We start from the raw sequence: 26,623 nt of genomic DNA, 5'->3' as shown, positions 1-26,623 counted from the left end.
AGGCAGGAATTCCGATGCTGCTCATACGCGTACCACCACCGTGCTGCCGAACAGACCTTCAGGCTTGATGATCAGCACAGCGACGATCAGCATCAGCGGCAGCAGGATCTGCAGATCGGAACCGAGCCAGGGAAGATAAGCCATCGATAGGGCTTGCGAGATGCCGACGATGGCACCGCCAACAACCGCGCCGCGATAGCTCGTCAATCCGCCGACCACGGCCGCAGCGAAGGCGTAGATGATGATGGCGCCCATCATGTTCGGATCGAGCGTCAGCTTCGGGCCGACCAACAGGCCAGACACCGCCCCGAGCCCGGCCGCCAGTCCCCATCCGATCGCCATCATCGCCGTGAAGGGAACGCCGACCAGCATCGCGGATGTGGCATTGGAGGCCGAGGCGCGGAGTGCGGTGCCGAGCCGCGTATGCTGCAACAGCAGGAACATGCCGGTCGAGATCGCAATCAGAATTACGATCGTGCCGACCAGCTCGGCATTGAACCTGAGCGCGCCGATGGCGAAGCTCTTCTCGGGGAACGGGCTCGGCAATGAGAGCTGCAGAAATCCCCAGATCGCGCCGTTGAAACTATTGAAGGCCAGGAACAGGCCGAGCGTGACGATGACGATCGTCAATTCATCCCGGTGCTGAACCGACCGGACCAGCAGCAGATAGGCCAGCACGCCAACGATCATCGATACAACGATGGCAATGAGAAACGACCACCACAACGGCACGCCCCAATCGACCATCTGCCAGGCTATGTAGGCGGAGAATGTCGCCATCTCGCCTTGGGCGAAATTGGCGATGTTCGTCGTTCGATAGATCAGCACCAGGGCAAGGCCCAGCGACGCGTAGATCGCGCCATCCCCGATGCCGTTGACGATCTGCTGAAAGAAGTACTGCATCGTCAGCTTCTCTATTCAGTTATTGGATTAACCTGCATGAGCCAAGACCGGTCGCGGATATTCAGTTACCAAGATAGGCAGCGCGGACGCCGTCGTTCTCGGACACATCTCGGGCCGTGCCCGACAGCACCATCGAGCCGGTCTCAAGCACGTAGGCGTCATTGGCAATCTCCAAAGCCAGATTGGCGTTCTGCTCGACGATCAGCATCGCGATGCCCTGCGATCGGTTGACGCGTTGCAACGCCTCGTAGAGGTCATCGATGATGACCGGCGCGAGCCCGAGCGACGGCTCGTCGAGCAGCATTACCCGCGGCTTGAGCATCAGCGCCCGGCCGACGGCCAGCATCTGCTGCTCGCCGCCGCTGAGGCTACCCGCCTTCTGCTTGCGGCGCTCGCGCAAGCGAGGAAACAGCGCGTACATCTGCTCGATATCGGCTGCGATCTCAGCCTTGTCGCGGCGACGGAAGGCGCCGACCGCCAGATTGTCCTCGACGGTCAGGTCGCTGAAGGTGCCGCGTCCCTGCACGCCGTGGGCGATGCCCAGGCGCGCGATCCGGTCGGGGCCCAGTCCCTTCAGGTCCTTGCCGTCCAGCAGGATCTGTCCCGTATATTTGACCATACCGCTGACGGCGCGCAGCGTCGTCGTCTTGCCTGCACCGTTGGCGCCGAGCAGTACGGCGATGCTCTTTTCGCCGACCGCGAGCGAAACGTCGTGCAGCACCGGGATGCGCCCGTAGCCGGCGCTAACGCCCTTGATTTCGAGAACGTTCACGCTGTTTCCCCAAATAGGCCTGGATGACGCGAGGGTCCGACTTCACGTCGGCCGATTTGCCTTCGGCGATCTTGTTGCCGAAGTCCAACACGACGATGTCGTCCGAGACATTCATCACCATGCCCATGTGATGCTCGACCAACAGCAAAGTCATGCCGAATTCGTCACGCACCCGGATCAGGGTCCGCGCGAGTTCATCGACCTCCGAATGCGACAGCCCACCAGCCGGCTCGTCCAGCATCAGGAGCGAGGGACGAGACGCCAGCGCGCGGGCAAGCTCGACCCGCTTGAGCGTCGGATAAGGCAGGCTGTCGATGCGTTCATCGTGCAGGTGATCGAGTTGCAGGCGCGCCAGCAGTTCCATCGCCGCGCGGCGCTGGGCGGCTTCTTCGGACCGCCGCGACACCGGCACGAACGGCGCGTGCAAGAGCGAGGTGCGACCGTGGTGATAGCCGCCGAGCATCACGTTCTGCAGGACCGTCAGCGATTTCATCAGCGCCAGGTTCTGGAACGTACGAGCAATGCCGAGTTTCGCGATGTCCTTCGACCGATAGCGTGTGATGTCAGTTCCGTTGAAGGTGATCCTGCCTTCCGTCGGATTGTAGAGGCGGCTGACACAATTGAACAAACTGGTCTTGCCGGCGCCATTGGGGCCGATCAGGCCGCAGATGACGTCCCGCCTGACCTGGAACGATAGTGCATTGATCGCAACGAGGCCGCCGAACCTGAGCGACAGATTGTCCACCGCCAGCTTCGGCGGCGCCGTGGAAGCCGGCGCCGTCCGCGGGGAGAGATGAGCCGTTGAGCCGTTCATGCGATCTTCGTCCCCACGGTGAGGGCTAAGGGAAGCTGCTTCTCCAATCTCCCCGGCGTTACAGGCCGAGGGCCGCTTCAGCCTGCTTGGCGACGACCGTCATGTCCGAGCCGGGCGCCGCGCTCGCCAGCGCCTTGGCCCAGATCGCGGCCGTCGTGCGCGAGAGCTGGGCATCGGATCCCATCGCGTCGAACAGCGACATTGCCACCCGGACATCCTTCTCCATCAACGCGAGCGCGAAGCCGAACTGGAAGGTGCGGTCGATGACCGCCTTCTGCCAGACATGGGTGGTCTGGAAGCTCTGGCCGGACGACGCATCGATCACTTTGAGCATCGTCGCTGGATCAAGGCCGAACTTGGCGCCGACCGCGAAGACTTCGCTGGTGGCGGCGAAGGCTGTGGCAGCCAGCAAGTTGTTCAGTGCTTTGACCGCGTGGCCCGATCCGACCTTGCCGACCAGGAAGACCTTGCCGCCCATCTTCTGCAGCACCGGCAGCGCCCGATCGAAATCAGCCTGCGCACCTCCGACCATGATCGCCAGGCTAGCGGCTTCCGCCCCCTTGACGCCGCCGGAGACCGGCGCGTCGATGAAGTGGACGCCCTTCTTGGCGGCGATCTCCGCGTTCGCGACCGAATTGGTCGGCGCGGACGAGCTCATGTCGATCACCATGGCGCCGGCGGGCAGATAATCGAGCAGTCCCCTGCCGCCATCGGCGCCATGCAGCACCTGGTCGACGATCACGCTCGTCGGCAGCATCAGGATGACCGCATCGGCCGAGCTCATGCCGCTCACACCGTCGACGATCCGGCCACCGCTTGCCCTAGCGGCCTCAGCCGCACGGGCCGCATCGGTATCGTAGACGAGAATGTCGGCGATCCCCTTCAGATGCTTCACCATCTGACTGCCCATGGCGCCCAGCCCGATGAATCCGATGGTCTTGAATGTGTTGTTGATCATGGACGTTGTCTCCTCGTTGCGACGTGTCATTGCGACTTGGCTGGGGGTTCGTAGAGCGGCGTCTTGCCCTCGTAATTGAGGACAGGGCCGACCGGCACGAACTTCACGCCGTCGAACTGGGAGATCTGCACGGACTCGATCGGGTAGCCGTCTTCGGCACCATTGGTGTTCAGCGTGATGCCATCGAGCATCAGCGGTTCCTTCTGGTTCTTCATGCTGCGAGCTGCCTTCATGAAGGCCTCGCGGGTCGGCTGCTCCATCCGCTCGAACAGGCCCTTGGTCGCGTGGCAGGCGTACCAGCCGGCCGCCGCATTCTGGTCGGCGGGATTGAGCGAGCCGCCATATTGCTTGAGCTTGGCGACGTAGAGCTTCATGTCTTCGTCGTTGGCGTAGGCCGGGTTGGTCTGGTCCTTCATCCACTGGCCGCTATAGACGCCCTTGGCGGTCTCGACGCCGGCCGGCTCGAACACGCCACCGATGCTCGATCCGACACCCCAGATGATGTGCACCGGTTTCCAGTTGATTGCCGCCATCTGCTTGAGAGCCTGCACGACGAATTTTGGCGTGGTCGCATCGACGAACAGATCGGCGCCCGAAGCGGCAAGTCGGCTGATCTTCGCGTTGATCGTCGGTTCGCTATAGGTGTGTTCTTCGCGAGCGACGATGTTGAGACCAAGCTCCTTGGCCGACTTCAGGAACGCATCAGCAAAGAACGGACCGCCGCTGTCATCGTTGAGCAGCGCGATCTTGGCGTCCGGGAATTTCTGCTTGATGAACGCCGCATAGATCGCGGCTTCGGTGTTATAGGCCAGCCACGCGGCCATGGTCCAAGGGTTCTTTTCGACCTCGGACTTTGCGCCGAACATCGGGCCACCTGTTGCGATGAACATCTGCGGCACATGCTCGGCGTTATAGTACGGCCGCGATCCGAGATTGGCGCCGGTGCCGACATTGCCGACGACCGCGAACACCTTGGACTGGCTCACCAGCCGACGCGCATTCTGCACCGCACGCGCGGGCTCCATCGCATCATCCAAGATATCAAGCCGGACCTTGCGCGTCTTGCCGTCGCCGAACTTGACGCCGCCCTGCTCAGCATTGAGGTAATTGAAGCACGCTTCGGTGCCGCGGGCGATCGCGCCGTAACCCGCATTCGGGCCGGACAACGCGGCCGAGATGCCTATCACAATTTCAGTATCGGTAATGCCGTTCTCTGCGTGCGCCGGTGTGACGATGGTGACTGTCCCCACCCCCAACGCTAACGACAACAGACAACCCCACGCATCGCGTGGCCGCGCGTGCGACATCGTCTTCCTCCCTGATATTTTTTGGATGCTGCGCACCCTTAGCGCGAATTAAGACACGAAGTATTTTTTCGATCAAGCTATATATATTTATAAAGCGCCTAAGGATATTGCGCTGCGACGGATATTACTCGGTCGCGCGGATCCCGATGACGGCGTGGCCCCTGAGCGTACGATCGCTCCGCCGCTCATGCCTGCTTGCCCGCCGACGCCACCTGGCGACGCGCGCCAAGCGCGCCCTCTTCCGCAAGGCGTGCCAGTCGCGCGTCGTCGTAGCCGAGCACCTCGCGCAGAACTTCCTCCGTGTGCTGGCCCACGGCCGGCGCAACGACGGGATCCACGACCGGGGTTTCAGAATATCGGATCGGCAGGCTCACATTCGGCACCCATCCGACCGTGGGATGCGGGATGCGTGTCACGATCGCACGCTCGCGCGCTTCCGGAGAACGAATGGCCTCGCCGACGCTGCGCACCTGCCCGCAGGGCACGCCCGCCGCCCGCATCCGCGATTGCCAATACGACCATGGCTGCTGCGCGAAAGCTTCACCAAGAATCGCGAACAATTCGTCGCGCCGGCGAATGCGTTCGGGACCGGTCGCGTAGATTTCGGCCGTGGCCATGTCGGCGCGGCCGATCACTTGCGCCATCAGCCGCTGAAAGATCTTGTCGTTGCCGCAGTTGATATAGAAGGAGCGGTCCTGCGCCTGGAACACGCCCGACGGGCACGTATCAGGAGACGTGTTGCCATGCCGCTGTGTATCAGCGCCGCTGAACAGATGTTGCAGCGTGGCGTAACCCGTCATCAGCACCGCGGTGTCGAACAGGGACACCTCGATGGCTTGTCCGACACCGCTGCGCTGGCGCGCCACCACCGCGCCGAGGATCGCATTCGAGGCCATCATCGCCGTTGAGATATCCATGACCGGCGACAATGCGCGCACGCCTTCGCGATCGGCATAGCCGTTCATGGACACGAACCCGCTCTCGACCTGCGCGATCGGATCGAACCCGAGCCGATCGGCAAAGGCGCCGTCCCGGCCATAGGCTGACACCGAACAATAGATGACGTCGGGTTTGATTCTGCGGCAATTGTCGTAGTCGAGGCCCAGTCGCTTCATCACGCCGGTCGAGAAATTCTCGACGACGACGTCCGCCGTGGCAATCAGTTCACGCACGACCTTGAGGCCTTCCGGCGACTTCAGATCGACCGCGACGCTGCGCTTGTTGCGGTTGGTCCAGAGAAACGGAGCGCCGTGCCTGAGATCGGGATGCAAGGGCGGATAACGGCGAAGATCGTCGCCCTTCTCCGGCGCCTCGATCTTGACGACCTCCGCCCCCATGTCGGCGAGGATCATCGTGGCGAAGGGGCCGGCGATGAAGTGCGAGAAATCGATCACCCGAATTCCATCCAGCGCTTTTGGCGCATCGGAAGGGCGCGGCGCATGTTCCGGAAATTCCGCTTCGAGCTGATCCAGCATTCTTCCTCCCGTCGGTTTGTTGTTTAGATCTCCAATCACAGATCCAGCACGAGCGTCGCTGATTTCGAACCTGAGCAGCAGATCATCATTGTTTTGTTGACCGCTCGTTCCTCCGCGCTGAGAAACTGATCGCGGTGATCGGGAATTCCCTCAATCACCCGGGTCTCGCAGGTGCCGCAGACACCTTCGGCACAGGCGTAATTCGCCGTTATTCCCGCATCGAGCAGCGCGTTCAGGATCGTCTTGCCTGGTTCAACCGTTATCGTTCGGCCACTGCGCGCAAGCCTCACTTCAAACCCACCTTCGGCGGCCGGCTTTTCCCTTGCCTTGAAATATTCTACGTGCACGTACTCGGTGGGCCGACCGGCGGTCGCTGCTTCGAATGCCTCGAGCATCGACGTGGGACCGCAGCAATACAGATGCGCTTCCGCAGGGGCCCCTTCGACGATCGCCGCAAGGTCGAGCTTGCGGCCGAGCGGTGCGTGGTCAAAGGTCACGTGCAGGCTTTGATGAACACGGGGCCGAAGCGCATGTAGATCGTCCAGGAATGCCGCAGCAAAGCGTGTCCTCGCTGCGTAAAACAGCTCCCAGGAGCGGTCGAGCGCCTCGAGGCGGCGGATCATCGAGAGCAGCGGCGTGATGCCGATTCCGCCCGCGATCAGCACCGAATGCGCCGCGTTCTCCCGAAGGACAAAGTTGTTCCTGGGATGCGAAATCGTCATGATATCTCCGACCCGCACCGTGTCATGGATGAGCCTGGAGCCACCCCGACCTTCAGCATCCCTGTTGATCGCAACCACATAGCGCTTCCGTTCGCTCTGGTCATTGACGAGCGAATAGCTGCGGATCATTCCGTTCGGCAAATGCAGATCGATGTGACAGCCGGCGGTGAAAGGAACGAGGTTGCCGCCCCCGGGAGCGACCAATTCGTATGAATTGATGCTCTCGGCCTCGTAGCCGATCCGTTTGACACGGACCTGCATGGTGCTCTCAGCCATGAGCCCCGGCGCCTCCGCTTGCACGATGATTGCGCTTAATGCGAGCGGACGAGCTCACAGCTTGTACCCGAAATCGGCGCCGAGTTGCGCGCGCATGAAGCGGGCGCCGACGTCGACCCACGAGTCTTCCGGCGGCAGTTGCAGCGACACGGCGCGGACCATGAACACGTCGGGGTCGGTCACGCCCTTCGGCTTGGTGCCATGATCGCGATAAGTGCCGAGCGCTTCGAGCAGGAAGCGCCGCGTCATCGCAATGCCGGTGTCGCTGGAGCAGAGGTTCTCCTTGGTACGGTCGTAGATCGGCGAAACACCGCTTTGACAAGCGCCGTCCTGCACCCACAGTCCGGGTAACCCCGAGAACCAGGTGGTCTGCTGCGCCTCATAGTCGAACTGGAAGCCGTTCTGCGGATTGTATTTGGTCCAGTATCCGGCGTAGGGAACGGTCACGGGGTGCTGGACGAGTGCATGCCTGCTGGCGTGCCCGCTCTCCCGACCGTTGTGCCCCTCTGCGAATATCTGACGGGTCTTCTGCGCCAATGGCTGCGAGGGATGATACGAGAACATGATGCACAGCGTATTCTCGTCATCGATCGGCACCCAGGCGTGCCCGCTCAAATCGGGGAACGGCGATAGTGGCGGGACGAGCGTATAGAACGGCAGGAGGAACTGGTTGACGCGCCAGTACAGTGTGTTCTCGTCGTAGTTCCGCCGGGCGGCGATGCTCATCCCGAAATCCTGCTTGATGCACTCAAACGTCGGACGGAGGTCGCGCTTCTGAATCCACGCGCTCGTGGTGCCCTGGGAGTCGAGCCGGCCGTGCAGCAGCGGCGCGTGGGCGGAATCGATTTCGCCTTCGACCGCCTGCAGCCAGTTGCACTCTTGGACGCGCACGGAGACATGCACCTGGTCCGCCGGCACCAGATTCCACTCCACGTTCGGAAGCGGCGGAGGGCTTGCAGCATCCGGCCCCATGTAGGTCCAAAGCATCCCGTTGCGCTCCCGGCAGGGATAGGCCTTGATCCGGACGCGCTCTTTCAGGCGGCTGCGAACCGGCTCGGCCGGCATGTCCGCCGCCGCGCCTGTCACATCGAACTTCCAGCCATGATAGACGCATCGCAATCCGCAATCTTCGTTGCGGCCGAAGATCAGCGGCGCGCCGCGATGCGGACATGCATGATCGACCAATCCGACGCGGCCATCGGTGTCGCGGAAGGCGACCAGATCTTCGCCCAACAACCGGATGCGCTTCGGCTGTTCGTCGTTGACGAGATCGGCTGACGGCAGAAAGGGAATCCAATACAGCCGGAACAGCTCGCCAAGTGGCGTGCCCTTCCCGACCCGGACCAGTCTTTCATTGTCTTCGTGCGATAGCATGACCTTCCTCCGCTCAATTCAACAATTCGTCGCGAGGCCTCATTTGGCCGCGCGCTCGAGGAGAGCAGCGATGCGGGGTGGCAAGCCCAGATCGCGGGCGGTCCACAGCGGATCGGAAGCGGCTAGCGGCTTTCGAGGAACGGGCGGCTCACTGCCCGCCTCCACTAGGCTCACGATCTGTTCGATCCGTCGTCGTTCGAGCTCTCTGAGCGTGTCTTCGACGACAAACCCTTCTGCGATGCAGCCGGGCAGTTCCGGATAAGCGAGCCGCAGAAGCCACTTGCCTGGCTCGGTTTCGACGGCTTCAGCCTCAAGGAGATACGGGATCGACAAAAACTGGCGCAGATCCAAAACCATCCTCCCTGCGCGAACCTTGATCCGTTCGCGTCCGCATTTGTTACGTATACGTACTATATCGATAGTTATCTTGCAAGGACCGATGCGGCCTTTCGGACCGGCTTTCAGATCGGCCTGCTCTCGGCAGCCAGTCCCAAGGGTTGAGGACGGAACACCAAGCTGCTAACGGCTACGGTGACTTGGTGTCAGATGGACTACAGCACGGGTCGACAACGGCATGTCAGCCGACAAGACAATGAAGACGGATTCAGTTGCGGAGCTCGCCCGAAACTGGCGGCTGGAAGGTGGCATCGGCTTTCTTCTTCGGCTGCTCGAAGCCCGCTACGACGTCCTCTATCAGAAAGTGACGCGCCAGAGTGACATCACCCCCCGGCAGTTCGGCGTGCTCATGGCGCTGTATCAACGCGGCCCGCTCACGCCATCGGTCCTCGCGGAGCACATCAGTTGCGACCGGAACACGCTGAGCGAGATGCTCAAGCGAATGACGGCGCGAAAGCTGATCTCGAAAAAGAGCAATACGGAAGACCGGCGCTCCGTGCAGGTTCAGATCACCGCCAAGGGAGAGGCCGCCCTCTTCAGCGTTGTTCCCGCCGCTGCAGAACTGCAGGACCTGATGCTGGCGCCGCTGCGCAAGGAAGATCGCGCGCATTTTCTGAAATGCATGCTGGCGATCGCAAAGGCGACGCCATCGGGCTCTTCCGGATCATCCGAGGATTGAATTCTTCTGCAGCATCGCTGGCGCGGGCGAACTATTTTCCGAACGCTCCTGCTTCCGCCAGGCTGGCGATTTCCGCGGATGACAAGCCCAGCGCCCGTGACAGCACCTCGTCGCGGTGCGCGCCGACCGCCGACACCTCGCGCCGCATGAAGCAGTCCGCTCCCGACATCTTCCAGGGTGGATTGACGCCGAAAAACTCGCCTGCGCCGTCAGCAATCGTCGCGAAGGCGCCGCGCTGCGAAAGATGCGGATCCGTCAGCGCCGCGCCGGGATCGCGATATTCGGCGCAGGGAACGCCGGCGCGATCGAGCGCCGCGATACATTCTCGCACCGTGTGGCGCTCGGTCCACGTCTCGATTTGCTGCATCATTGCGCCCCAGTTCGCGCCACGCGCCGGCACAGTGTTGAAGCGGGCGTCCTCGGCCAACGCGCGGTCTCCCGTCACCTCGCAAAGGGCGGCGAAATTGCGCGACGTCACCGGCGCGATCAGGATATCACCATCGCTGGCCCGCACGGGACCATAAGTCGGCCGCGGCGCATACACAGGGAACTGCGCCTCCTGCAGTTCGTAGACGAGCAGGTTCAGCATGCAATCCATCAGCGCGATGTCGATCCGCTGCCCCACTCCGGTGCGCGATCGCTGCACGAGCGCGGTCTGGATCGCCGAATAGCCGAAGATGCCTCCGAGCAGATCGGCCACGAACACCGCACCCGCTGCGGGACGGTCGCGATCGCCTGCATACCGCATCAGCGCACGATCGAACCCGCTTTCGGCGTGAACGATCATGGCATAGGCCGCACGTTCCGCCGCCGGACCGGACTGGCCATAGCCGGAGATCGAACAATAGATCAGGCGCGGATTGATCTCGCGCAGCGCCTCATAGCCGAGTCCCAGCCGGTCCATGACACCGGGACGAAAATTCTCCACGACGATATCGGTCTGCTCTACCAGCCTGTGAACGAGGCCGATCGCTTCGCTGTTCTTCAGGTCGAGTGCCAGGCTCCGCTTTCCGGCATTGAGCTGGCCGAAATAGGCGCTGTGGCCGTCGCGGAGCGGTGCACGCAGCCGCATGTCGTCACCCTCCGGCGGCTCGATCTTGATGACTTCCGCACCGACGTCCGAGAGTAGCCGCGCACAATAGGGACCTGCCAGCATGATCGAGAAATCGAGCACCCTGACGCCTTCCAGGGGTGCGGTGGCGGTGTTGAGCTGCGGCATGCGGCCACTCCTATCTCGGCAACCCAAGCGCCCGTTGCGCGATCAGGCTGCGCTGAATTTCGTTGGTTCCAATGCTGATCACCCACATCAGCGAATGACGCAGGTTCTGTTCGAACCGTCCATTGTCGATTGCATCAGGCATCCCTTCGGAAAGCGCGGCGCGCTGGCCTAGAATGTCGAGGGCGGTTTCGCCGAAGCGCTCCATCAGCTCGCTGGAGAACACTTTGCTGATCGCGCCATATTCCGGCGGGGTGACGCCATCAGCCGCCAGTTCCGCGCAATGCATCATCAACTGACGGCCGACCTCGATGTCAGACGCGAGTACGGCCATTCTGTCGCGGACGATCGGGTCATTGGCGAGCGGCGGCCTGTCGGCTTCTACCGCCATGATATGCCGGCGCAATTGTTCGAAGGCGTGGGCGACCTTCAGGACGATGCCGCCGCCGACCAGACCGCGCTCAAAAGCGAGCGCCCCGGTCAGCACCTTCCAGCCGCTATCGACCTCACCGACGAGGTTGTCCAAGGGAATGCGGACGTTGTCGTAGAAGATATTGGCAAAGGAGCCGTCATACATCGTCGTCGCCGGCTGGATGGAGATGCCCGGCGTGTTCATCGGCACGATGAACATGCTGATGCCGGCATGCGGCGGCTTGGCGTCCCTGTCGGTGCGCGCGGCCAGGAACATGTACTTGCCCCACCACGTCGTGGTCCAGATCTTCTGGCCGTTGATGACCCACTGATCGCCATCGCGCTCGGCACTGGTGCGCAGCGCGGCGAGATCGGAGCCTGCCTGGGGTTCGCTGTAGCCCATGCCGTGCATGGCTTCGCCGCGGAGAATCTCCGGCAGATATTTCTGCTGCTGCTCCGGCGTGCCGAACATCATCAGAGCGTTGGCCTGGATCGCGGCGCCAATCCGCGGCGCTTCGCCCCGCTCCGTCGTCTCGATGAGGGCGATCTGCTCCAGCGGCGAGCGCCCCTGCCCGCCGAATTTGCTCGGCCATCCCAACCCGATCCAGCCGGTCTTGCCGACATCAAGCGCGAACTCGGCATCGAACTCGCGCTTGGCGAACGGCTGCGCGTCAAAGGCGGCCTTGCGCTCGCCCGACCAGTTCTGCTCCAGCCATTGCCGGACCTGTTCGCGCAGCGCATTGCCGGCCGGACCGAGATCGTATTGCGGCAGTTCCGCACCGCCATCATCCAGCAGGAAAGAGGCTATTCCGAGCCTCGCATGTGCCGCGCCGCCGAGCGCGATCGTATCGAGATGCACGCGCTTGAAGTGCAATGGCGCCTCGTGCTCCTCGGCATAGCCGATGGCGCCAAACGTATGCTGGGTCTCGAGCGAAACACGCCGCAGCGCCTCGGCGGAAAAGGAGGCGGCGCAATCGGCGAAATACGGCCAATGACGATCGCCACGATCATGCAGTTCCCCTGCATGGTCGAGGATCAGGCGTACGCCTTCGAGCAGGATCAAGCAATTGGCCAGCTTGTGCTGGATCGCCTGGAACTTTCCGATCGGCTGCCCGAATTGCCGGCGTTCCCTGGCATAGTCGATCGCCAGTTCGAACCCGCGCCGCGAGGCGCCGTGCGCCCGCGCCATCAGCGCCAGCTTGGCCTTGCGCAATAGGTCATGGACGGCAAGGAATTCGACTTCTATGACTTCAGCCGGCGCAGCGTTCAGCCGAACCTGGTGAAGGCCCCAGGCGCCCGTCGCGCGGGTTGGTTCAACGCCGACACCCGGGCCATCCATCGCAACAAGCGCAAGCGCCGATGGACTGATCGGCACAAGCAGATGCGTACAGCTTCCCGCCGCCTCGACAAACCGCAGCAGTCCGCTTGCCCTCATGTTCGTGACCTCGATGGCTCCAGCCGCGCGGTCCGGATCAAATGCCCCAAACGAGAGCGCGATGCGCGCGCTGCCCGCATGCAGGCGCCTTAGCAAATCGACCGAAGCCTCGGACCTTGCTCCCGCGAGCGCGAAATTGGCGAGAGCTGCCGACCACATCGGCGCCGGGCATGCGGCGCGGCCCAGCTCCGCCATCACCACCAGGACCTCGCGCAGCCCTCCCATGTCGGGATCGCTGCCAAGCGACGCAACGCCCTGACCCACGAGCTTGCTCCAGACGGCGGCGATCTCCTCCGGGCACGGGCCGTGCTTCATGGCGTCGGCGCGCCAATGCTGGCCGAGAAATCCGCGCAGGGAATCCCGGAGCATCTCCCTCGTGTCTTCAGTCGCGAGCTCGGTCGCGCGCATGACTGGGCTAAGCCTGGCCGAATTTCGGCTTGCGCTTCTCCTTGAAGGACGTGGTCGCTTCCTTGTGGTCAGCCGTCTCGAACGTCACCTGCTCCAAGGCCATAGAGGCTTCGAGCAGCATGTTGACGCGATCCTTGACGATCTGGTTGATCGACAGCTTGGTCCAACGAATGGCCCAGGTGGGGCCGTTCGCAAGCTCCACGGCGATATCGCGGGCCCTGGCCAGCACCTCCGCGCGCGGCGCCACATGGTTGACCAGCCCGATCCGCTCGGCCTCCTTGCCGCTTAGGAGCGTGCCGCGGATCAGGAATTCCTTGGCCTTGTTGATCCCAACGAGCAGCGGCCAGATCACGGTGCCTCCGTCGCCCGCGACCAGGCCGACCCGCGAGACATGCGTGTCGCCGATCCGCGCGTCTTCGGCCATCACCGTTATGTCGCACAAGAGCGCGTGGGTCGCAGCAAGGCCAATCGCATCGCCGTTGATGGCAGCGATGATCGGCTTGTCGAGCTCGAGCTGGCGGGTGACCCCGCGCCGGCTGATCATGGGATCATGGACCTCGCCCTCCTCGAGGACGTCGCCGCCCGGCCGTTCCGACATCGCCTTCACGTCGCCACCGACGCTGAAGAAATCGCCGGCACCGGTCAGCACCACGACATTGACGGCGTGATCATCGGCGAGGTCATCCCAGATCGTCCGCAGTTCGCGGATCAGCTTCTGATTGATCGCGTTGCGCGCCTGCGGGCGGTTCAAGGTCACGGTCGCCACCTTGTCCGCAACCTCGATCTTCAGGCACTCGTAATTGGCGTATCTGGACACATTTTCCTCCGTTTATATTCTTGTTCAGGCGAGGCAGGTCGTCACATGCCGCCGCTCAACGGCGGAAACCGGGCTGGACCTCCGCCAAGGCAACATGAAGTGACATGGCGCCGGGATCCTGCTCCAGCATCCGCTGCACGGATTCGAGATGCGTGCGCATCAGGCGCGTGGCGGACGAGACATTGCGCTCGCGCAGCGCGGCCAGAAACTGCCGGCGTTTTTCGGCGAGCCGGGCCATCGCGACGCCGCTCGATGCTACCTTGGCATAGACGAAACGCATGTGAATCTCCGTGACCGAATCCATGATCATCGCGATCACCTTGTTTCCGGTCGCCGCGGCCAGCAGCTTGTAGAACTCCCGCGAGCACTCGACCCGGTCGAGCAGCCGGCCTTCGCGCGTGGCAAGTTCGGTGCGCGCGACATTCGCCTCAAGCGCGTCGAGATGGGCCGCCCGCACATTCGCACACGCCAGCCGTACGACGAGATCAAGTACATGGACACGCGCTTCCGACAATTCGCGCACTGAAATCGTGCCAAGGCTCAGCATGTCTCGCATGACGTCGTTCATGCGACTGGTATCGCCCTCGCGGATGAAGGCCCCTCCCTTGACGCCCTTCTGCAGCCGCAGCACGCCCGCCATCTCGAGGCTTCGCAGCGCCTCGCGCAGGACATTGCGGCTGACGCCGAGTTGCTGGGCCAGGTCGCGTTCGGCCGGAAGCTTGTCCCCGGGCTTCAGCACGCCAAGCGCCAATTGCTCACGAATACGCTCACAGATTTCCTCGAATGCGCGGCGGGTATGGATCGGCCGGAACTGCGGTGCAGCCGGTGCCCCGGCTGCACGGTGATCGGGGGCCCGTTCCCGCCGGTTGAGCGAGGCCAACCGCGGCCGGGTGGAGCTCCGAGGGCTTGACTTGGTGTTCATCGGGTGAATTATTAAATGGATCACCCATTCAATGGAAGCCCCTTTTTGGGCTCCTTACAAAAAAACAGGCGGAAACCCATGAGCTTCACCGAGGAGCAGACCGCGTTTCGCGACAACATCCGAAGAATGGTCGCCCGGCATGTGGCGCCGATCGCCGCCGAGATCGACGAGACTGATCGTTTCCCACTCGAGATCGTGAAGCTGTTCGGCGAGATGGGGCTGATGCAGCTTTGGGTGCCGGAACAATATGGCGGCCCGAACGGCAATCTGACGATGGCCTGCATCGCGCGCGAGGAGATCTCGAAGGTCTCGCCCGCCTGCGCCTCGATCGCAGCCCTCAACACCATGTTCATCATGCCGCTGCTTCACTTCGGCTCGGAGGAACAGCGCAAGAAATACCTGCCGATCATCGCCAAGGGCGGCGTCGTGACGGCGATCGCGATCTCTGAGCCACAGGCCGGCTCGGACGTCTCCGCGCTCAACACCCGCGCCAGGAAAGATGGCGACTGCTACGTCCTGAACGGCCGCAAGCAATGGTGCAGCTATGGCGTCGTCGCCGACTATATCGTGGTGATGGCGCGGACGAGCGACAGTGCCGGTGCGGACGGCATCAGCGCCTTCATCGTCGAACCGAAGCAGATGCCGGGCATCTCGTTCGGGCGACACGAACGAAAGCTGGGCTTTCACGGCGCTCCGAATACGCCGATCTTCTTCGACAATGTGCGGGTTCCGGCCGAGAACCTCGTCGGCGAGGAAGGCAAAGGCTTTCGCGCGTCAATGCGCGCGCTCGATCTCAACCGGCCGACCATCGGCGCCCAATCGGTGGGATTGGCGCAGGGCGCGCTCGACGCCTGCATCGCCTATGCGAAGGAACGCAAGCAGTTCAAGCGATCGATCTCGGAATTCCAGGGCGTGCAGTTCATGCTTGCGGACATGGCCATGCAGATCGAGGCCGCGCGCGCACTCGTCTACGAATGCGCGCGGGCCGGCGATGAAGGCGACTGGAAGCGATTGAACCTGCTCGCCAGCATGGCGAAATGCATCGGCAGCGACACCGCCATGAAGGTCACCACCGATGCCGTCCAGATCTTCGGCGGCTACGGCTACACCATGGATTATCCGGTCGAACGCATGATGCGCGACGCCAAGCTGACCCAGATCTTTGAAGGCACCAACCAGATCCAGCGCGTGGTGATCGCCCGCGAGTTGCTGCGATAACAACAATGAACAATCAAATACAACATGGAGGAAACGATCTTGACCTGTACCATCCATCGGATTTGGCTCGCCGTCGCCATATCCGCGCTTCTCGCCGCATCACCTGCTTACGCACAACACGCCTATAGCCCGGGAGCCAGCGACACCGAGATCAAGCTTGGCCAATCAACCCCGCTCAGCGGTCCGGCCTCTGCTTTCGGTGCCGGCGCAGGACGGGCGGTCGTCGGCTATTTCGAAATGCTGAACGCGCAAGGCGGGATCAACGGACGCAAGATCAGCTTCACGCAACTGGACAACGCCTACAGTGCGCCCAAGGCGGTCGAGCAGTCGCGCAAGCTCATCGAGGACGTCGGCGTGCTCGCTGAGGTCGGCACCATCGGAACGGCGCCGAATGTCGCGATTCAGAAATATCTGAACTCCAAACAGGTGCCGCAGCTTTTCATCACCGCCGGCGGACGCCGCTTCAACGATCCCAAGGCTTTTCCGTGGACCGTGCCGCTCTACCCTGATTTCGAGACGGAAGGCCGCGTTGTCGCCAAATATATCGCGAAGGCAAAACCCGACGCCAAGATCGGCGTCTTGTACCAGAACGACGATTACGGAAAGGACTACCTCAAAGGCTTGCGGGCCGGGCTTGGCGAAAAGGCGGCGCAGATCGTCACGGCGGTTTCGTACGAACTCGCCGATCCGACGATCGATTCGCAAATCGTTCAGTTGAAAGCCGCCGGCATCGACACGCTGATTGAACAATCGTCCTCGAAGGCGGCCGCGCAATCGATCCGGAAGGTCTACGAGCTCAAGTGGCGCCCGCTCCACGTAATCGGCGGCTCGACGGCATCCGTGGAGACCATCCTGAAGCCGGCGGGCCTCGAGGCATCGAAAGGTCTGGTCACGACACAGTTCCTCAAACAACCCGGCGACCCGGCATGGGTCGATGACGAAGAGGTCAAGGCCTACAAGAGCTTCCTGAAGAAATATGCGCCATCAGCCAATCCGGACGACTATTCCGTCCTGGTCGCCTACATGAACGTCCACGCCGTGACGCTCGCCCTGAAGAAATGCGGCGATCAGTTGACGCGGGACAACCTCATTCGCCAGGCGACATCGCTCCATGGCGAACGGCTGCCGATGATGCTTCCGGGCATCTCGATCAGCATGCATCCCGACGACTACACGCCGTTCAAGACGCTTCGGATCGCGATTTTCGACGGAGAGAGCTGGACACTGGCAGGCGATCCGCTGTCCGCCGAGTGATCCATCCGGGCGTTCGCAGCGTTGCTCGCGAATGCAGTTTCTCCATCAGAAAAGGCGAGAGCGGCATTTGCCGCCCTCGCCCAGCGGTCCCGGAGATTCGCGAGGGCTCAGGACGCAATCGCACCGAGATCGATCATGTCGCCGACGGGAATCCAGTTCCCACCATCGAAGCGGGAAATCTGCAGATTGTGGATGGCGCGATAGTCGGTTGGAGAATTTTCGACCTTGATGCCGTCGAGGAAAAGCGGCGGCAGTTCGCCCTTGAGCGACGTCGCCTGCTTCAAGAGGTTTTCCCGCGTCAGATCGTTGCCGCAACGCTTCAGAACCTGCTCGATCATGTAGGCGTTGTTGTAGCCCGGCGTCGCCGTATTGTCGTCGATGCCGACCGAGGGCATGTATTTCTTCATGAAGTCGACATAGGCCTTCACCCTTGGCTTGTCACGGTGTCTTGGATCGGTCACGACGATCTCCCACCATGCCGAGATCAATCCCTTCGCATTGTCCAGGCCGGCCGGGGCGAGCGTACCCCCGACCGAGCTGCAATTCGAATTGATGACGTGCAGCGGCTTCCAGCCCATTGCCGCCACCTTCCGGATGCCTTGCGCGGCAAATTTGGAATAGGTGAGCTGGACGAACACATCGGCGCCGGTCGCCCTGCAATCGGCGACCTGATTGTCGATGGTGGGCTCGGTGATCTCGTGACTGACCTCCTTGACGATGGCGCTCGCCTTGCCCCCCAGCCCCTTTTTCAGGCCGCGAAGGAAGTCCTTGCCGAGATCGTCATTGACATATTGGACGGCGATCTTGGCGTTCGGCTTTTCATTCAGGATGAACGTGGCCAAGGCCGCGCCTTGCGCGACGTAGATCGGATAGAACGGAACGATCCATGGAAACTCCTTCGGATCATTGAAGCGCTCGGCGCCTGATGTCAGGAACAGGCTCGGCACCTTCTTCGCGTTGAGATATTTTTGTACGGCGGCATTAGTTGCCGTTCCCAGGAAACCGGCGATCGCAAAGACTTCCTCCGACTCCACCAGCTTTCGCGTCTGCTCGACGGCTTTCGGCGGCGAAAAGGCATTATCCAGCGAAACCAAGTTGATCTTCCGGCCGTTGATGCCGCCATTGTCGTTGACCATCTGGAAATAAGCAGTCTGCGCCTGTCCGTAGACGCCATAGCCGGACGCCGGCCCGCTATAGGGTGCCGTGGTCCCGAGCTTGATCTCGGTGTCGGTTACTCCAGGTCCGTAATTGTTTGCAGCGCGTGCGCGCGACGCTCGACCGAACGTGAGTGCCGCTGCGCCGAGGCCGGCGATGGTTGCCCGCCGCGAGATCAATGTCATGTCGGCTCCTCCCTTTCATTTTGGCTTTAAGTGGATGCTGCAACGGGCCTGCTGCTCTCCGGCAGCATGAGGCCCGGTGAGCTAAACGAACGAAACGCTCACGGGCGAGAAGCCCGAGATTCTTGCTTCGTAGAATTCGCCCGCGGAAACCGGCGAGACCGGTCCCAGCGCGCCGGTCAGAACGACATCGCCAGACCGCAGCGGTTGGCCGGCTTTGGCCATGGCGCGGGCAAGCCAGAGCGCGGCGCGCAGGGGATGGCCGAGACAGGCAGCGCCGCAGCCAACGGAGACGATCGCGCCATCGCGCGTCATCGTCATGCCGCAGGCTTCCAGATCGACATCGGTCAGGCGGCGCGGAGAGGCGCCGAGCACATAGCGGGCGCTCGAGCCGTTATCGGCCACCGTATCGAGGATCGTGATCTTCCAATCGCTGATACGGCTGTCGACCACCTCGAGCGCGGGAACGACATAGGCCGTCGACCGCATCAATTCGCCGAGAGTGATGTGGTCTTCTGCCAGATCCCGCTCCAGGACCAGCGCTATCTCCGCCTCGACACGCGGCTGGATCAGTCGCGCGACCTCGATTCGCTCGCCGGTCGGGATCTCCATATCGGCAAACAGCGCGCCGTAGTCGGGCTGATCGACCCCAAGCTGCTGCTGCACTGCTTTCGATGTGAGCCCGATCTTGCGGCCCACGAGCCGGCGGCCGCCGGCAATCCCGCGCCGCGTGACTTCGGCCTGAATCGCATAGGCCACCTCCACTCGCCCCTCGCCGATATCGCTTGCGATCGGCGCGATCGGGCGGCATGCCGCCTCGGCTTCCTGCAGCCGTGTCGCAATATTCTCAATAATATTGCTCATGGCCGGTCCAGGAAGTCAGCGACCAGCGCATTGAATTCGTCGGCCTTCTCCCACTGCGCCCAGTGCCCGCATTTGGGAAAGACATGAAGCTGTGCGTTGGGCATGGTCTTGAGCAGGATGAAGCTTGAATCGAGCGGCACGACCCGATCCTCGCGTCCCCAGATCAGAAGCGTGCGATGCTTCAGCGCGGCGAGATTCTCACGCCAGATATCGAGCGGCGGCCGCTTGAAGATGTCGATGACATCGGGGCGGGTGGCGGCTTTGAGCCGCTCGGCCAGCAGTTCTTCGGTAATCGAGGACTGGTCGAACACCAGAAGATCGATCACGCCCTTCAGCTTCTGCAACGTCGGCCCCTCGCCGGCATGGAACATCGCCATCCGCCGCAGGCCTTCGGTCGGCATCGGCGAGAAGATCGCCTGGCTTCCGCCGGTCCCCATCAGCACCAGCCGGCTGACTCGTTCAGGCGCGCGCAAGGCGACCATCAGCGACGCCGCGCCTCCGAGGGAATTGCCGACGAAGCTCGCCTTCTTGACGTCGATCGCGTCCATGAAGGCGCGGGTGAAGTCACCCATCGCTTCGAAGATCGGGCCGTCCTTCAGCTTCCCCTCGGTCTCGCCAAATCCGGGAAGGTCGAACACGATGACGCGACGGCGCGCCGCAAGAGCCTCGACGTTCTTGCGATAATTGCTCAGGCCGGAAGCCCCCGGCCCTCCGCCATGGATGAGGATAGTGGGCTCCCCTTGCCCGACGTCGTAGTAGTGCGTGCGCGTACCCGCGACATCGACATGCTTACCCTTCAGTTCCACTATTGATCTCCGACTTCGATGATGAATTGTGTTAACCTCGCGCGTTCGCCTGCAGATAGGCGTCGCGCAGTTTCCGCTTGAAGATTTTTCCGCTCGCCTCGCGCGGCAGCGCGTCATGAAACACGAACCGCTTCGGGATCTTGAATCGGGCGATATGCCCTTCCAGGAATGTCGCGATGGCTTCGGCCGCAAGCCGAATCCCGCCCTCGGCTTCGATGGCGGCGACCAGGCTTTCTCCGAACTCCTCGTCGGGTGCACCGAACACTGCGCAGTCCCGTACGCCCGGACAGTTCACCAGGACATTTTCGATCTCCGCGGGATAGATGTTGACGCCGCCGGAGATGACCATGTCGCGCTTGCGGTCGCAGATGAAGAGATAGCCGTCAGCATCCACGTAGCCGACATCGCCGCAGGTCACGAGCCCGTCCCGATCGATCTGTTCGCGCTGCTCCGGCCTGCCGTGATAGGTGAAATCGGCATAGGCCTCCGTGCGCAGGTAGATTTCACCGATCTGTCCTGTGCCGAGCTCGCGACCCTCGTCGTCGTAAATACGTAAGGTCGTGCCCGCCATCGCCCTGCCGACGGTACCCGGATGAGCAAGCCATTCATGCGAGTTGCAGCCGACGGCCGGTCCGGTTTCGGTGGCGCCATAGGTTTCGTGGATCACCGGCCCCCACCAGTCGATCATGCGCCGCTTGACATCAGGCGGGCACGCGGCGCCGGTGTGGGTCGCCCAGCGAATGGACGAAACGTCGTACTGCGATCGGACCGCGTCGCTGAGCCGAAGCAGGCGTACGAACATCGTCGGCACCATCGTGAGATGGGTGATGCGATGTTCCTCGATCGTCTTCAGCAATTCTTCGGGATCGAAATTGTGCTGCAAGACCACGAGATCGGCATGCTGAAACGCCTGCCTGGCAAACGCACCGGGTGAGGCATGATAGAGCGGGCCGCACACGAATGCGCGCATGCCTTGCTCGATGCCGTAGATCTGTCGCAGCAAGGCGGCGTTCTTGCTCACCTGCTCGGCGTTCATTGGCGCGCGACGCACGCCTTTCGGTCGGCCGGTGGTGCCGGAGGTGTAGATCATGGTCCCGCGCGGGGCGCGCGCCGGTTCCGGCCATTCGGCAAAACCGTCACGATGCGGCGCCCAGGCGCGGGCGCACGAAGGAGCCTCCGACGAGGCCATGGCACCGGACGGCGCAAAAAACGTCGGAAGGTCGGCCGGAATTGCGGCCGCAACACCCTGCAGCAGGCCAGCATGGCCGATCAGCGCATGCGGCGCGCAATCGGCGAGGATGTAACGGATTTCGTCCGCGGTGCTGTGCCAGTTGAGCGGTACGACATAGGCCCCGAGCAGAGAGGCTGCCTGCATCACTTCGAAATAGATCGGATCGTTCCGGATCAGGAGTGCGATCGCATCGCCTTCGTTGACGCCGGCTGCCGCAAGCGCTGATGCAGCGCGCCTGCCCTGTGCGAGCAGCGCGTCGCACGAAACGCTGTGCGTTCCGATGACGATCGACCTGTCCCGCTTCACTCCAGGCATATCATCGCCTCGGCGCGAACAGAGGGCAGATAGACGTGGTCGAGCGCCTCGAAGTCCGCTTCCGACAAAGTGATCGACGTCGTGAATGTCAGTGGATCCAAGTGGCCATTGAGCACATCGGGATAGTTCCAGCGCGCCGTCGCCACCGTGCGGTTGCCGGCCTTCAGCTCCACGGTGAGCGGTGCCGCCGCGCTCGAGCCGTGCCCGCTCTGATAACCGTCGCCGATGCAATAGATCTCCAGGGCGAATTCGTTCCGGCCCCGACGCTGAACGGCGATCTCCACGTCGAGCAGACCGAACGCGACGTCATCCGGTTCATCGTCGTTGTAGAAATACACATAGGAGATACGGCCGTAGCGGCTGACGCCGAGCGCAGCGTCGGACGGGACCTGCGCATCGCTGCGACCGGGTGTCCGCGGCGGAACGGGACCGAGCAGGCACATCTGCGGCAGCGACCGGCAGGCAATCATGACGCTAGGCCTGCTGTGACGCGACGGGGTGACGATCGCTAGTTGCTGCATGCTGGGTTTCCAGATCGAAGGCGCGGCCAAGAAAAGCGAAGGCGTTGTCGGCGAGAACGCCCGGGCAGTCCGGTAGCGCTGCTTGGACAAATGCGCCGGGATGCTTTTGGCGAATGGTGAACGGATAGTCGGAGCCGACCACGATGCGGCTCGATCCCACGACCGAAGACATGAACTGAAGCGCGGGGCCATCGTAGAGAATCGAGTCGTAGAAGAAGCGGCGCGCGATTTCCCTTGGCGATCTCGTCATCCGTTTCTGCATTTCGCCGCCGAGCGACCAGCCGCAGTCGAGCCGCGGCAGGATCCAGGGCAGCGCGCCGCCGCCATGGCTGAGCAGGATGCGCAGCCTGGGAAATTTCTCGAGCACGCCGGCCGCTAGCATCGACACTGCGGCCAGCGCGGTCTCGACTGGAAATGCTGCCGTCGCCGCGAATTCGGGTCCCGCCCCGATCCGCTCAACCCCGGCCGGATGCAACGGATGAACGAAGATGCAGAGGTCGAGCGCCTCAGCGGCTTCATAGAGCGGATGGAGCGCTTCGCTGCCGAGCGCGACGCCATCGATATGGCTTCCGATTTCGATGCCGGCGAGACCAAGCGCCTTGATGCGTTGCAATTGCGCCAGCGCGCGCGGCACGTCCTGAACGCAGGCCATGCCGATTCCGGCGAACCGGCGCGGAGCCTCACCAATCATCGCGGCGATGTGCTCGTTGATGATCTCGGCGAGGTGCTCGGCGTCATCAGCCGGCAACCAATGCGACAGCAGCTCCGGCATCGGGGACAGCACCTGCATTGCGGTGCCGTCCTCCTCCATGTCCGCCAGCCTGCGTCTGACGTCCCACGAGCGCGAGTCGATTTTGCGGAACACCTTTCCGCCAATCATCACCGCGGCCTTGTCGCCGGAAAGCTCGACGCTCGGCCACAGCGGGTCGCGCGCCTTGTCAGCCGGGAGTCGTGCAGGCACGACATGCGTATGGGCATCCACCACTGGCAATGGCGCCCTCCTTTCCTTCCCTGATCCCTGCGCTGCAGCGAACCGCTTTTCGAGTTGCGCAGGATAATTCACTTTACAAACAGGAATGATTGTTTTTATCCTGCTTGTCAAGCGGCCGCGAGAGGTGCGCTGCGGGCGGCAAAGAACCGCTCAAGGGGAGTGAACGCATTGGATCTATCCCAGACACGCATCGTCATCGTGGGCGCAGGCCAGGCCGGCGCGCGCGCAGCCGAGGCGTTGCGGGGCGCCGGGCATCGCGGGCCGATCACCTTGCTGGGTGAAGAAGAGCATCCGCCCTACGAGCGACCGCAACTTTCGAAGGCCATGCTGATCAATGTGGACGAAGAACCGCGCTTCATCCGAAATTCGCAGGATTGGGCAGCGATCGACATCGAGCTGAGCACCTCCACGCCGACTGTTGCGATTGATTTGAATCGTCGTGCGATCGGGCTGTCGGACGGCCGCGAGATTTCATTCGATCGCCTGCTGCTAGCGACCGGCACGCGGCCGCGTCGGTTGCGCGATCTCGACGATTGCGGATTGCGCGTCTGCTATCTGCGCTGCATCGACGATGCGCGCGAACTCAGACGCAATCTCACGCAGGACGCCAAAGTGGTGCTGGTCGGCGGCGGCGTGATCGGTCTCGAGGTCGCCTCGGCGGCCATCGTCCGCGGCTGCGAGGTCACCGTGCTGGAGAAGGCCGATCGGCTGTTACCACAGGTCGGCTCGCCAGCGCTGAGCGGATATCTGAGGCGGCTGCACAGCGACCGCGGCGTCGCTGTCTGCTGCAACGTGACCATCGTGGGCGCCACGGCCAAAGGGATTCAGTTGTCCGACGGAAGGATCGTTCCGGCCGATCTCGTCGTCGTCGGTGTCGGCGTTGAGCCTGCGGCCGACCTTGCCCGCCAGGCGGGGCTCGCAGTCGATCAAGGCATTCGTGTCGGCCCCTCCGGCATGACCGACATCGAAGGCGTCTATGCAGCCGGCGACGTCGCCGAACAATGGAGCGACTGGCACGGACGCTGGATGCGCGTGGAGAACTGGGCCAATGCGCAGAACCAGGCGATCGCGACGGCTAGGAATATGGTCGGTCAGGATGTCAGCTACGAGGCGCCGCCCTGGTTCTGGTCGGACCAATTCGAGTCGAACATCCAGGTGATCGGCCACCCCGGCGGCGCCGACGAGATCGTGCGCGGGGATGTCGAGCGCGGACGCTTCACCACCATCAGCCTCCGCGACGGCGAAGTGGTCGGCGCCGTCACCGTGAGCTCACCCAAGGACATGGCGCTGCTACGACGGCTTGCCGCTTCCCGGAAGCGGGTCAATCCATCCGACATCGCCAATCCCGCTTTCGACTTGAAACAAGCTCTCGCTTCATGAAGAGCGCAGACGGAGGAAACGACATGCAGACCGACAGCCGTCAACCGGCAATTCTGGTTGATCCCGCCCAGCAGATCTTCAAGGTTGCGCGCCGCAACTTCACCGATCCCGAGATCTTCAAGGCGGAGAAGGAGCTCGTGTTCGAGCGCTCGTGGCTCTATCTCGGCCATGCATCCGAGCTTCCCAAGCCCGGCGACTTCGTGAGCCGGACCGTGGCCGGTCGCAGCATCCTATTCACGCGCGACAGCAAGGGAACGCTTCGCGCGCTTCTCAACACCTGCCCTCACCGCGGCGCGCAGGTCTGCCGCGAGCGGAAAGGCAATGCGAAATCGTTTCAGTGCTTCTACCACGGATGGGTGTTCGGAGCCGATGGCAAGCTGCGCAGCCAGCCCGGCGAGGACGCCTATGCGGAAGGATTCAAGAACCGCGAATCCTCCAACATGCAGGCGGTTCCGCGCTTCGAGACCTACCGCGACTTCTGCTTCGTCTCCTTTGACAGGAACATCGTCCCTCTCGTCGATTACCTCGCCGGCGCGAAGGAATATCTCGATCTCATCTGCGATCAGACCGACGCAGGCCTCTCGATCATTGCCGGCACCCAGGAATACTCGATCCGGGCGAACTGGAAGCTGCTCACGGAGAACAGCATCGATGGCTATCATGCGACCACCACGCATGCGAGTTACTTCGACTATCTGATGAACACGACCGACGGCCTCGCCGGCGGCATGGGCGGCGGCGGATATGGTTATGACCTCGGCAACGGCCACGCCGTTCTCGAATACGGCGCGCCATGGGGGCGGCCGGTCGCGCAGTGGATTCCTGCGTGGGGCGACAGCGGAAAGCAGGAGATCAGCCGCCTCTACGACAATCTGGTGCAGCGCTTCGGCAAGGAACGCGCCGACCGCATTTCCCGCAAGAACCGGAATCTCTTCATCTTCCCGAATCTCGTCGTCAACGACATCATGGCGCTGACCGTCCGCACCTACTTTCCGATGGCCGCTGATTATATGGTCATCAGCGCCTGGGCTCTGGGGCCGAACGACGAGACCTCATGGGCTCGCAAATATCGCCTGAACAACTTTCTCGAATTTCTCGGGCCCGGCGGCTTCGCGACGCCTGACGATGCCGAGGCGCTCGAACATTGCCAGCGCGGCTTCAATAACGCCAAGGAAGCGCAATGGAACGATATCTCCAAGGGAATGGGCAAGGAGCGCCCCGCCCATAATGACGAGCTTCAGATGCGGGCGTTCTGGACCCAGTGGAACGCCATGATGTTTCCGGCGCCGATCTCCAGCATCAAGAACGTCGCAGCCTGAAGGAGATCGTCATGCGCGCAATCGAACGATCAGACGTGGAAGACTTCCTGTTTCACGAAGCAGACCTCCTCGATCAATGGCGACTGCCGGAATGGCTGGCGCTCTTTACCGATGACGCAACCTACGAGGTCCCCTGCACCGATCTGCCGCCGGACGCTTCGGCGGACAACAACCTCTTCTATATCGCCGACGACCGGTTCCGGCTGGGTGAGCGGGTGAAGCGCCTGATGAAACGAACCGCGCACGCCGAATTCCCGCACTCCAAGACCAGCCGCATCGTCGGCAACGTGCGTATCCGTGGGCGAGGCGAAGATTCCGTCGACGTCAGCGCGGTGTTCCAGACCTTCCGCACCAAGGACGGCACAACCGATCTCTATTTCGGCACGAGCAATTACCGCCTGAAGGTCGATGAGAGCAGGATAAGGATCAGCGAGAAACGCTGCCTGCTTGGCGGCGAAGGCCTGCGTCCGCATGGCCGGATTTCCATTGTGCTCTGAGAGAC

25 protein-coding genes are annotated in these 26,623 nt (G+C 62.5%); 6 read left to right on the top strand and 19 right to left on the bottom strand.

Annotated elements, in window-relative coordinates; genetic code table 11:
- Window positions 1-21: 21 nt before the first annotated feature.
- The 9 genes from YY7_RS0110105 to YY7_RS0110065 all read right to left on the bottom strand — a co-directional run bounded on the left by YY7_RS0110105 (window position 22) and on the right by YY7_RS0110065 (window position 8,952).
- On the bottom strand, window positions 22-903 hold the full coding sequence (locus tag YY7_RS0110105; protein WP_028163130.1) for a branched-chain amino acid ABC transporter permease: 882 nt from the start codon (window positions 901-903) through the stop codon (window positions 22-24).
- Window positions 904-964: 61 nt separating this feature from the next.
- Entirely contained in the window at window positions 965-1,675 is a 711-nt protein-coding gene (locus YY7_RS0110100; protein WP_028163129.1) for an ABC transporter ATP-binding protein, read from the bottom strand.
- Window positions 1,647-2,489 (bottom strand): ABC transporter ATP-binding protein, encoded by an 843-nt coding sequence (locus YY7_RS0110095; protein WP_035689752.1) that lies wholly within the window; start codon window positions 2,487-2,489, stop codon window positions 1,647-1,649. Before YY7_RS0110095 ends, YY7_RS0110100 begins: the two co-directional genes overlap by 29 nt.
- Before the next feature lie 58 nt (window positions 2,490-2,547).
- The gene (locus YY7_RS0110090; protein ID WP_028163127.1) at window positions 2,548-3,447 is read right to left on the bottom strand and encodes an NAD(P)-dependent oxidoreductase; all 900 of its coding nucleotides are present in this window, start codon (window positions 3,445-3,447) and stop codon (window positions 2,548-2,550) included.
- Between the two features lie 26 nt (window positions 3,448-3,473).
- Window positions 3,474-4,715 (bottom strand): ABC transporter substrate-binding protein, encoded by a 1,242-nt coding sequence (locus tag YY7_RS51250; RefSeq protein WP_196237244.1) that lies wholly within the window; start codon window positions 4,713-4,715, stop codon window positions 3,474-3,476.
- A 224-nt stretch (window positions 4,716-4,939) separates the two neighbouring features.
- The gene (locus tag YY7_RS0110080; RefSeq protein WP_028163126.1) at window positions 4,940-6,229 is read right to left on the bottom strand and encodes a CaiB/BaiF CoA transferase family protein; all 1,290 of its coding nucleotides are present in this window, start codon (window positions 6,227-6,229) and stop codon (window positions 4,940-4,942) included.
- 35 nt (window positions 6,230-6,264) lie between these two features.
- Entirely contained in the window at window positions 6,265-7,080 is an 816-nt protein-coding gene (locus YY7_RS0110075) for a PDR/VanB family oxidoreductase (RefSeq protein WP_245287241.1), read from the bottom strand.
- Window positions 7,081-7,281: 201 nt separating this feature from the next.
- Window positions 7,282-8,601, bottom strand: coding sequence for a Rieske 2Fe-2S domain-containing protein (locus YY7_RS0110070; RefSeq protein ID WP_028163124.1), 1,320 nt, complete (start codon window positions 8,599-8,601; stop codon window positions 7,282-7,284).
- Window positions 8,602-8,640: 39 nt separating this feature from the next.
- The gene (locus YY7_RS0110065; RefSeq protein ID WP_028163123.1) at window positions 8,641-8,952 is read right to left on the bottom strand and encodes a hypothetical protein; all 312 of its coding nucleotides are present in this window, start codon (window positions 8,950-8,952) and stop codon (window positions 8,641-8,643) included.
- Between the two features lie 241 nt (window positions 8,953-9,193).
- On the opposite strand from YY7_RS0110065, the gene YY7_RS0110060 reads away from it, so the two are divergent.
- Entirely contained in the window at window positions 9,194-9,676 is a 483-nt protein-coding gene (locus YY7_RS0110060) for a MarR family winged helix-turn-helix transcriptional regulator (RefSeq protein ID WP_245287240.1), read from the top strand.
- A gap of 31 nt (window positions 9,677-9,707) precedes the next feature.
- On the opposite strand, the gene YY7_RS0110055 is transcribed toward YY7_RS0110060, so the two are convergent.
- The 4 genes from YY7_RS0110055 to YY7_RS51245 are packed head-to-tail and all read right to left on the bottom strand — an operon-like array spanning window position 9,708 to window position 14,885.
- On the bottom strand, window positions 9,708-10,895 hold the full coding sequence (locus YY7_RS0110055) for a CaiB/BaiF CoA transferase family protein (RefSeq protein ID WP_028163121.1): 1,188 nt from the start codon (window positions 10,893-10,895) through the stop codon (window positions 9,708-9,710).
- A 10-nt stretch (window positions 10,896-10,905) separates the two neighbouring features.
- Window positions 10,906-13,107 (bottom strand): acyl-CoA dehydrogenase, encoded by a 2,202-nt coding sequence (locus YY7_RS0110050; RefSeq protein ID WP_245287239.1) that lies wholly within the window; start codon window positions 13,105-13,107, stop codon window positions 10,906-10,908.
- A gap of 46 nt (window positions 13,108-13,153) precedes the next feature.
- Entirely contained in the window at window positions 13,154-13,963 is an 810-nt protein-coding gene (locus tag YY7_RS0110045; protein ID WP_028163119.1) for an enoyl-CoA hydratase/isomerase family protein, read from the bottom strand.
- 55 nt (window positions 13,964-14,018) lie between these two features.
- A complete protein-coding gene (locus YY7_RS51245; protein WP_080663651.1) occupies window positions 14,019-14,885 on the bottom strand; it encodes a FadR/GntR family transcriptional regulator in 867 nt (288 codons plus the stop codon).
- Between the two features lie 78 nt (window positions 14,886-14,963).
- Between YY7_RS51245 and YY7_RS0110035 the strand changes: the two genes are divergently transcribed.
- Both YY7_RS0110035 and YY7_RS0110030 read left to right on the top strand, forming a co-directional pair.
- On the top strand, window positions 14,964-16,103 hold the full coding sequence (locus YY7_RS0110035; RefSeq protein ID WP_028163118.1) for an acyl-CoA dehydrogenase family protein: 1,140 nt from the start codon (window positions 14,964-14,966) through the stop codon (window positions 16,101-16,103).
- Window positions 16,104-16,127: 24 nt separating this feature from the next.
- Complete coding sequence (locus YY7_RS0110030; protein ID WP_051396632.1) at window positions 16,128-17,357, top strand: ABC transporter substrate-binding protein; 1,230 nt, start codon at window positions 16,128-16,130, stop codon at window positions 17,355-17,357.
- 107 nt (window positions 17,358-17,464) lie between these two features.
- On the opposite strand, the gene YY7_RS0110025 is transcribed toward YY7_RS0110030, so the two are convergent.
- From YY7_RS0110025 to YY7_RS51240, 6 genes are all read right to left on the bottom strand, one after another.
- Window positions 17,465-18,697: an ABC transporter substrate-binding protein gene (locus YY7_RS0110025; RefSeq protein ID WP_028163116.1), complete on the bottom strand. Its 1,233-nt coding sequence runs from the start codon at window positions 18,695-18,697 to the stop codon at window positions 17,465-17,467.
- Window positions 18,698-18,778: 81 nt separating this feature from the next.
- Window positions 18,779-19,558 (bottom strand): 2-keto-4-pentenoate hydratase, encoded by a 780-nt coding sequence (locus YY7_RS0110020; RefSeq protein WP_028163115.1) that lies wholly within the window; start codon window positions 19,556-19,558, stop codon window positions 18,779-18,781.
- The gene (locus YY7_RS0110015; RefSeq protein WP_210164687.1) at window positions 19,555-20,364 is read right to left on the bottom strand and encodes an alpha/beta fold hydrolase; all 810 of its coding nucleotides are present in this window, start codon (window positions 20,362-20,364) and stop codon (window positions 19,555-19,557) included. Before YY7_RS0110015 ends, YY7_RS0110020 begins: the two co-directional genes overlap by 4 nt.
- A gap of 31 nt (window positions 20,365-20,395) precedes the next feature.
- Entirely contained in the window at window positions 20,396-21,901 is a 1,506-nt protein-coding gene (locus tag YY7_RS0110010) for an AMP-binding protein (RefSeq protein WP_245287236.1), read from the bottom strand.
- Window positions 21,898-22,380, bottom strand: coding sequence for a hypothetical protein (locus YY7_RS0110005; RefSeq protein WP_028163112.1), 483 nt, complete (start codon window positions 22,378-22,380; stop codon window positions 21,898-21,900). Before YY7_RS0110005 ends, YY7_RS0110010 begins: the two co-directional genes overlap by 4 nt.
- 4 nt (window positions 22,381-22,384) lie before the next feature.
- Window positions 22,385-23,416, bottom strand: coding sequence for an amidohydrolase family protein (locus YY7_RS51240; RefSeq protein ID WP_051396631.1), 1,032 nt, complete (start codon window positions 23,414-23,416; stop codon window positions 22,385-22,387).
- A gap of 174 nt (window positions 23,417-23,590) precedes the next feature.
- Between YY7_RS51240 and YY7_RS0109995 the strand changes: the two genes are divergently transcribed.
- From YY7_RS0109995 to YY7_RS0109985, 3 genes are read left to right on the top strand one after another with little or no spacing between them, the layout of a single operon-like run.
- Entirely contained in the window at window positions 23,591-24,802 is a 1,212-nt protein-coding gene (locus tag YY7_RS0109995) for an NAD(P)/FAD-dependent oxidoreductase (protein WP_035689748.1), read from the top strand.
- Window positions 24,803-24,825: 23 nt separating this feature from the next.
- Window positions 24,826-26,121, top strand: coding sequence for an aromatic ring-hydroxylating oxygenase subunit alpha (locus YY7_RS0109990; RefSeq protein ID WP_035689782.1), 1,296 nt, complete (start codon window positions 24,826-24,828; stop codon window positions 26,119-26,121).
- Window positions 26,122-26,132: 11 nt separating this feature from the next.
- Window positions 26,133-26,618 (top strand): aromatic-ring-hydroxylating dioxygenase subunit beta, encoded by a 486-nt coding sequence (locus tag YY7_RS0109985; protein WP_051396630.1) that lies wholly within the window; start codon window positions 26,133-26,135, stop codon window positions 26,616-26,618.
- Window positions 26,619-26,623: the final 5 nt, after the last annotated feature.

Origin of the sequence: Bradyrhizobium elkanii WSM2783 (assembly GCF_000472865.1) — a bacterium.
GTDB lineage: Bacteria > Pseudomonadota > Alphaproteobacteria > Rhizobiales > Xanthobacteraceae > Bradyrhizobium > Bradyrhizobium elkanii_A.
The sequence above is the reverse complement of the archived record's forward strand: the minus strand, read 5'-3'. Positions and strand labels throughout refer to the sequence as shown.

What these genes read in the sequence shown, in the direction of transcription:
- YY7_RS0110105 (WP_028163130.1), bottom strand. Translation starts at nt 903, where the DNA reads ATGCAGTACTTCTTTCAGCAGATCGTCAACGGCATCGGGGATGGCGCG.
- YY7_RS0110095 (WP_035689752.1), bottom strand. Translation starts at nt 2,489, where the DNA reads ATGAACGGCTCAACGGCTCATCTCTCCCCGCGGACGGCGCCGGCTTCC.
- YY7_RS0110090 (WP_028163127.1), bottom strand. Translation starts at nt 3,447, where the DNA reads ATGATCAACAACACATTCAAGACCATCGGATTCATCGGGCTGGGCGCC.
- YY7_RS0110080 (WP_028163126.1), bottom strand. Translation starts at nt 6,229, where the DNA reads ATGCTGGATCAGCTCGAAGCGGAATTTCCGGAACATGCGCCGCGCCCT.
- YY7_RS0110075 (WP_245287241.1), bottom strand. Translation starts at nt 7,080, where the DNA reads ATGATCCGCAGCTATTCGCTCGTCAATGACCAGAGCGAACGGAAGCGC.
- YY7_RS0110070 (WP_028163124.1), bottom strand. Translation starts at nt 8,601, where the DNA reads ATGCTATCGCACGAAGACAATGAAAGACTGGTCCGGGTCGGGAAGGGC.
- YY7_RS0110060 (WP_245287240.1), top strand. Translation starts at nt 9,194, where the DNA reads ATGAAGACGGATTCAGTTGCGGAGCTCGCCCGAAACTGGCGGCTGGAA.
- YY7_RS0110055 (WP_028163121.1), bottom strand. Translation starts at nt 10,895, where the DNA reads ATGCCGCAGCTCAACACCGCCACCGCACCCCTGGAAGGCGTCAGGGTG.
- YY7_RS0110050 (WP_245287239.1), bottom strand. Translation starts at nt 13,107, where the DNA reads ATGCTCCGGGATTCCCTGCGCGGATTTCTCGGCCAGCATTGGCGCGCC.
- YY7_RS51245 (WP_080663651.1), bottom strand. Translation starts at nt 14,885, where the DNA reads ATGAACACCAAGTCAAGCCCTCGGAGCTCCACCCGGCCGCGGTTGGCC.
- YY7_RS0110035 (WP_028163118.1), top strand. Translation starts at nt 14,964, where the DNA reads ATGAGCTTCACCGAGGAGCAGACCGCGTTTCGCGACAACATCCGAAGA.
- YY7_RS0110030 (WP_051396632.1), top strand. Translation starts at nt 16,128, where the DNA reads ATGGAGGAAACGATCTTGACCTGTACCATCCATCGGATTTGGCTCGCC.
- YY7_RS0110025 (WP_028163116.1), bottom strand. Translation starts at nt 18,697, where the DNA reads ATGACATTGATCTCGCGGCGGGCAACCATCGCCGGCCTCGGCGCAGCG.
- YY7_RS0110020 (WP_028163115.1), bottom strand. Translation starts at nt 19,558, where the DNA reads ATGAGCAATATTATTGAGAATATTGCGACACGGCTGCAGGAAGCCGAG.
- YY7_RS0110005 (WP_028163112.1), bottom strand. Translation starts at nt 22,380, where the DNA reads ATGATTGCCTGCCGGTCGCTGCCGCAGATGTGCCTGCTCGGTCCCGTT.
- YY7_RS0109990 (WP_035689782.1), top strand. Translation starts at nt 24,826, where the DNA reads ATGCAGACCGACAGCCGTCAACCGGCAATTCTGGTTGATCCCGCCCAG.
- YY7_RS0109985 (WP_051396630.1), top strand. Translation starts at nt 26,133, where the DNA reads ATGCGCGCAATCGAACGATCAGACGTGGAAGACTTCCTGTTTCACGAA.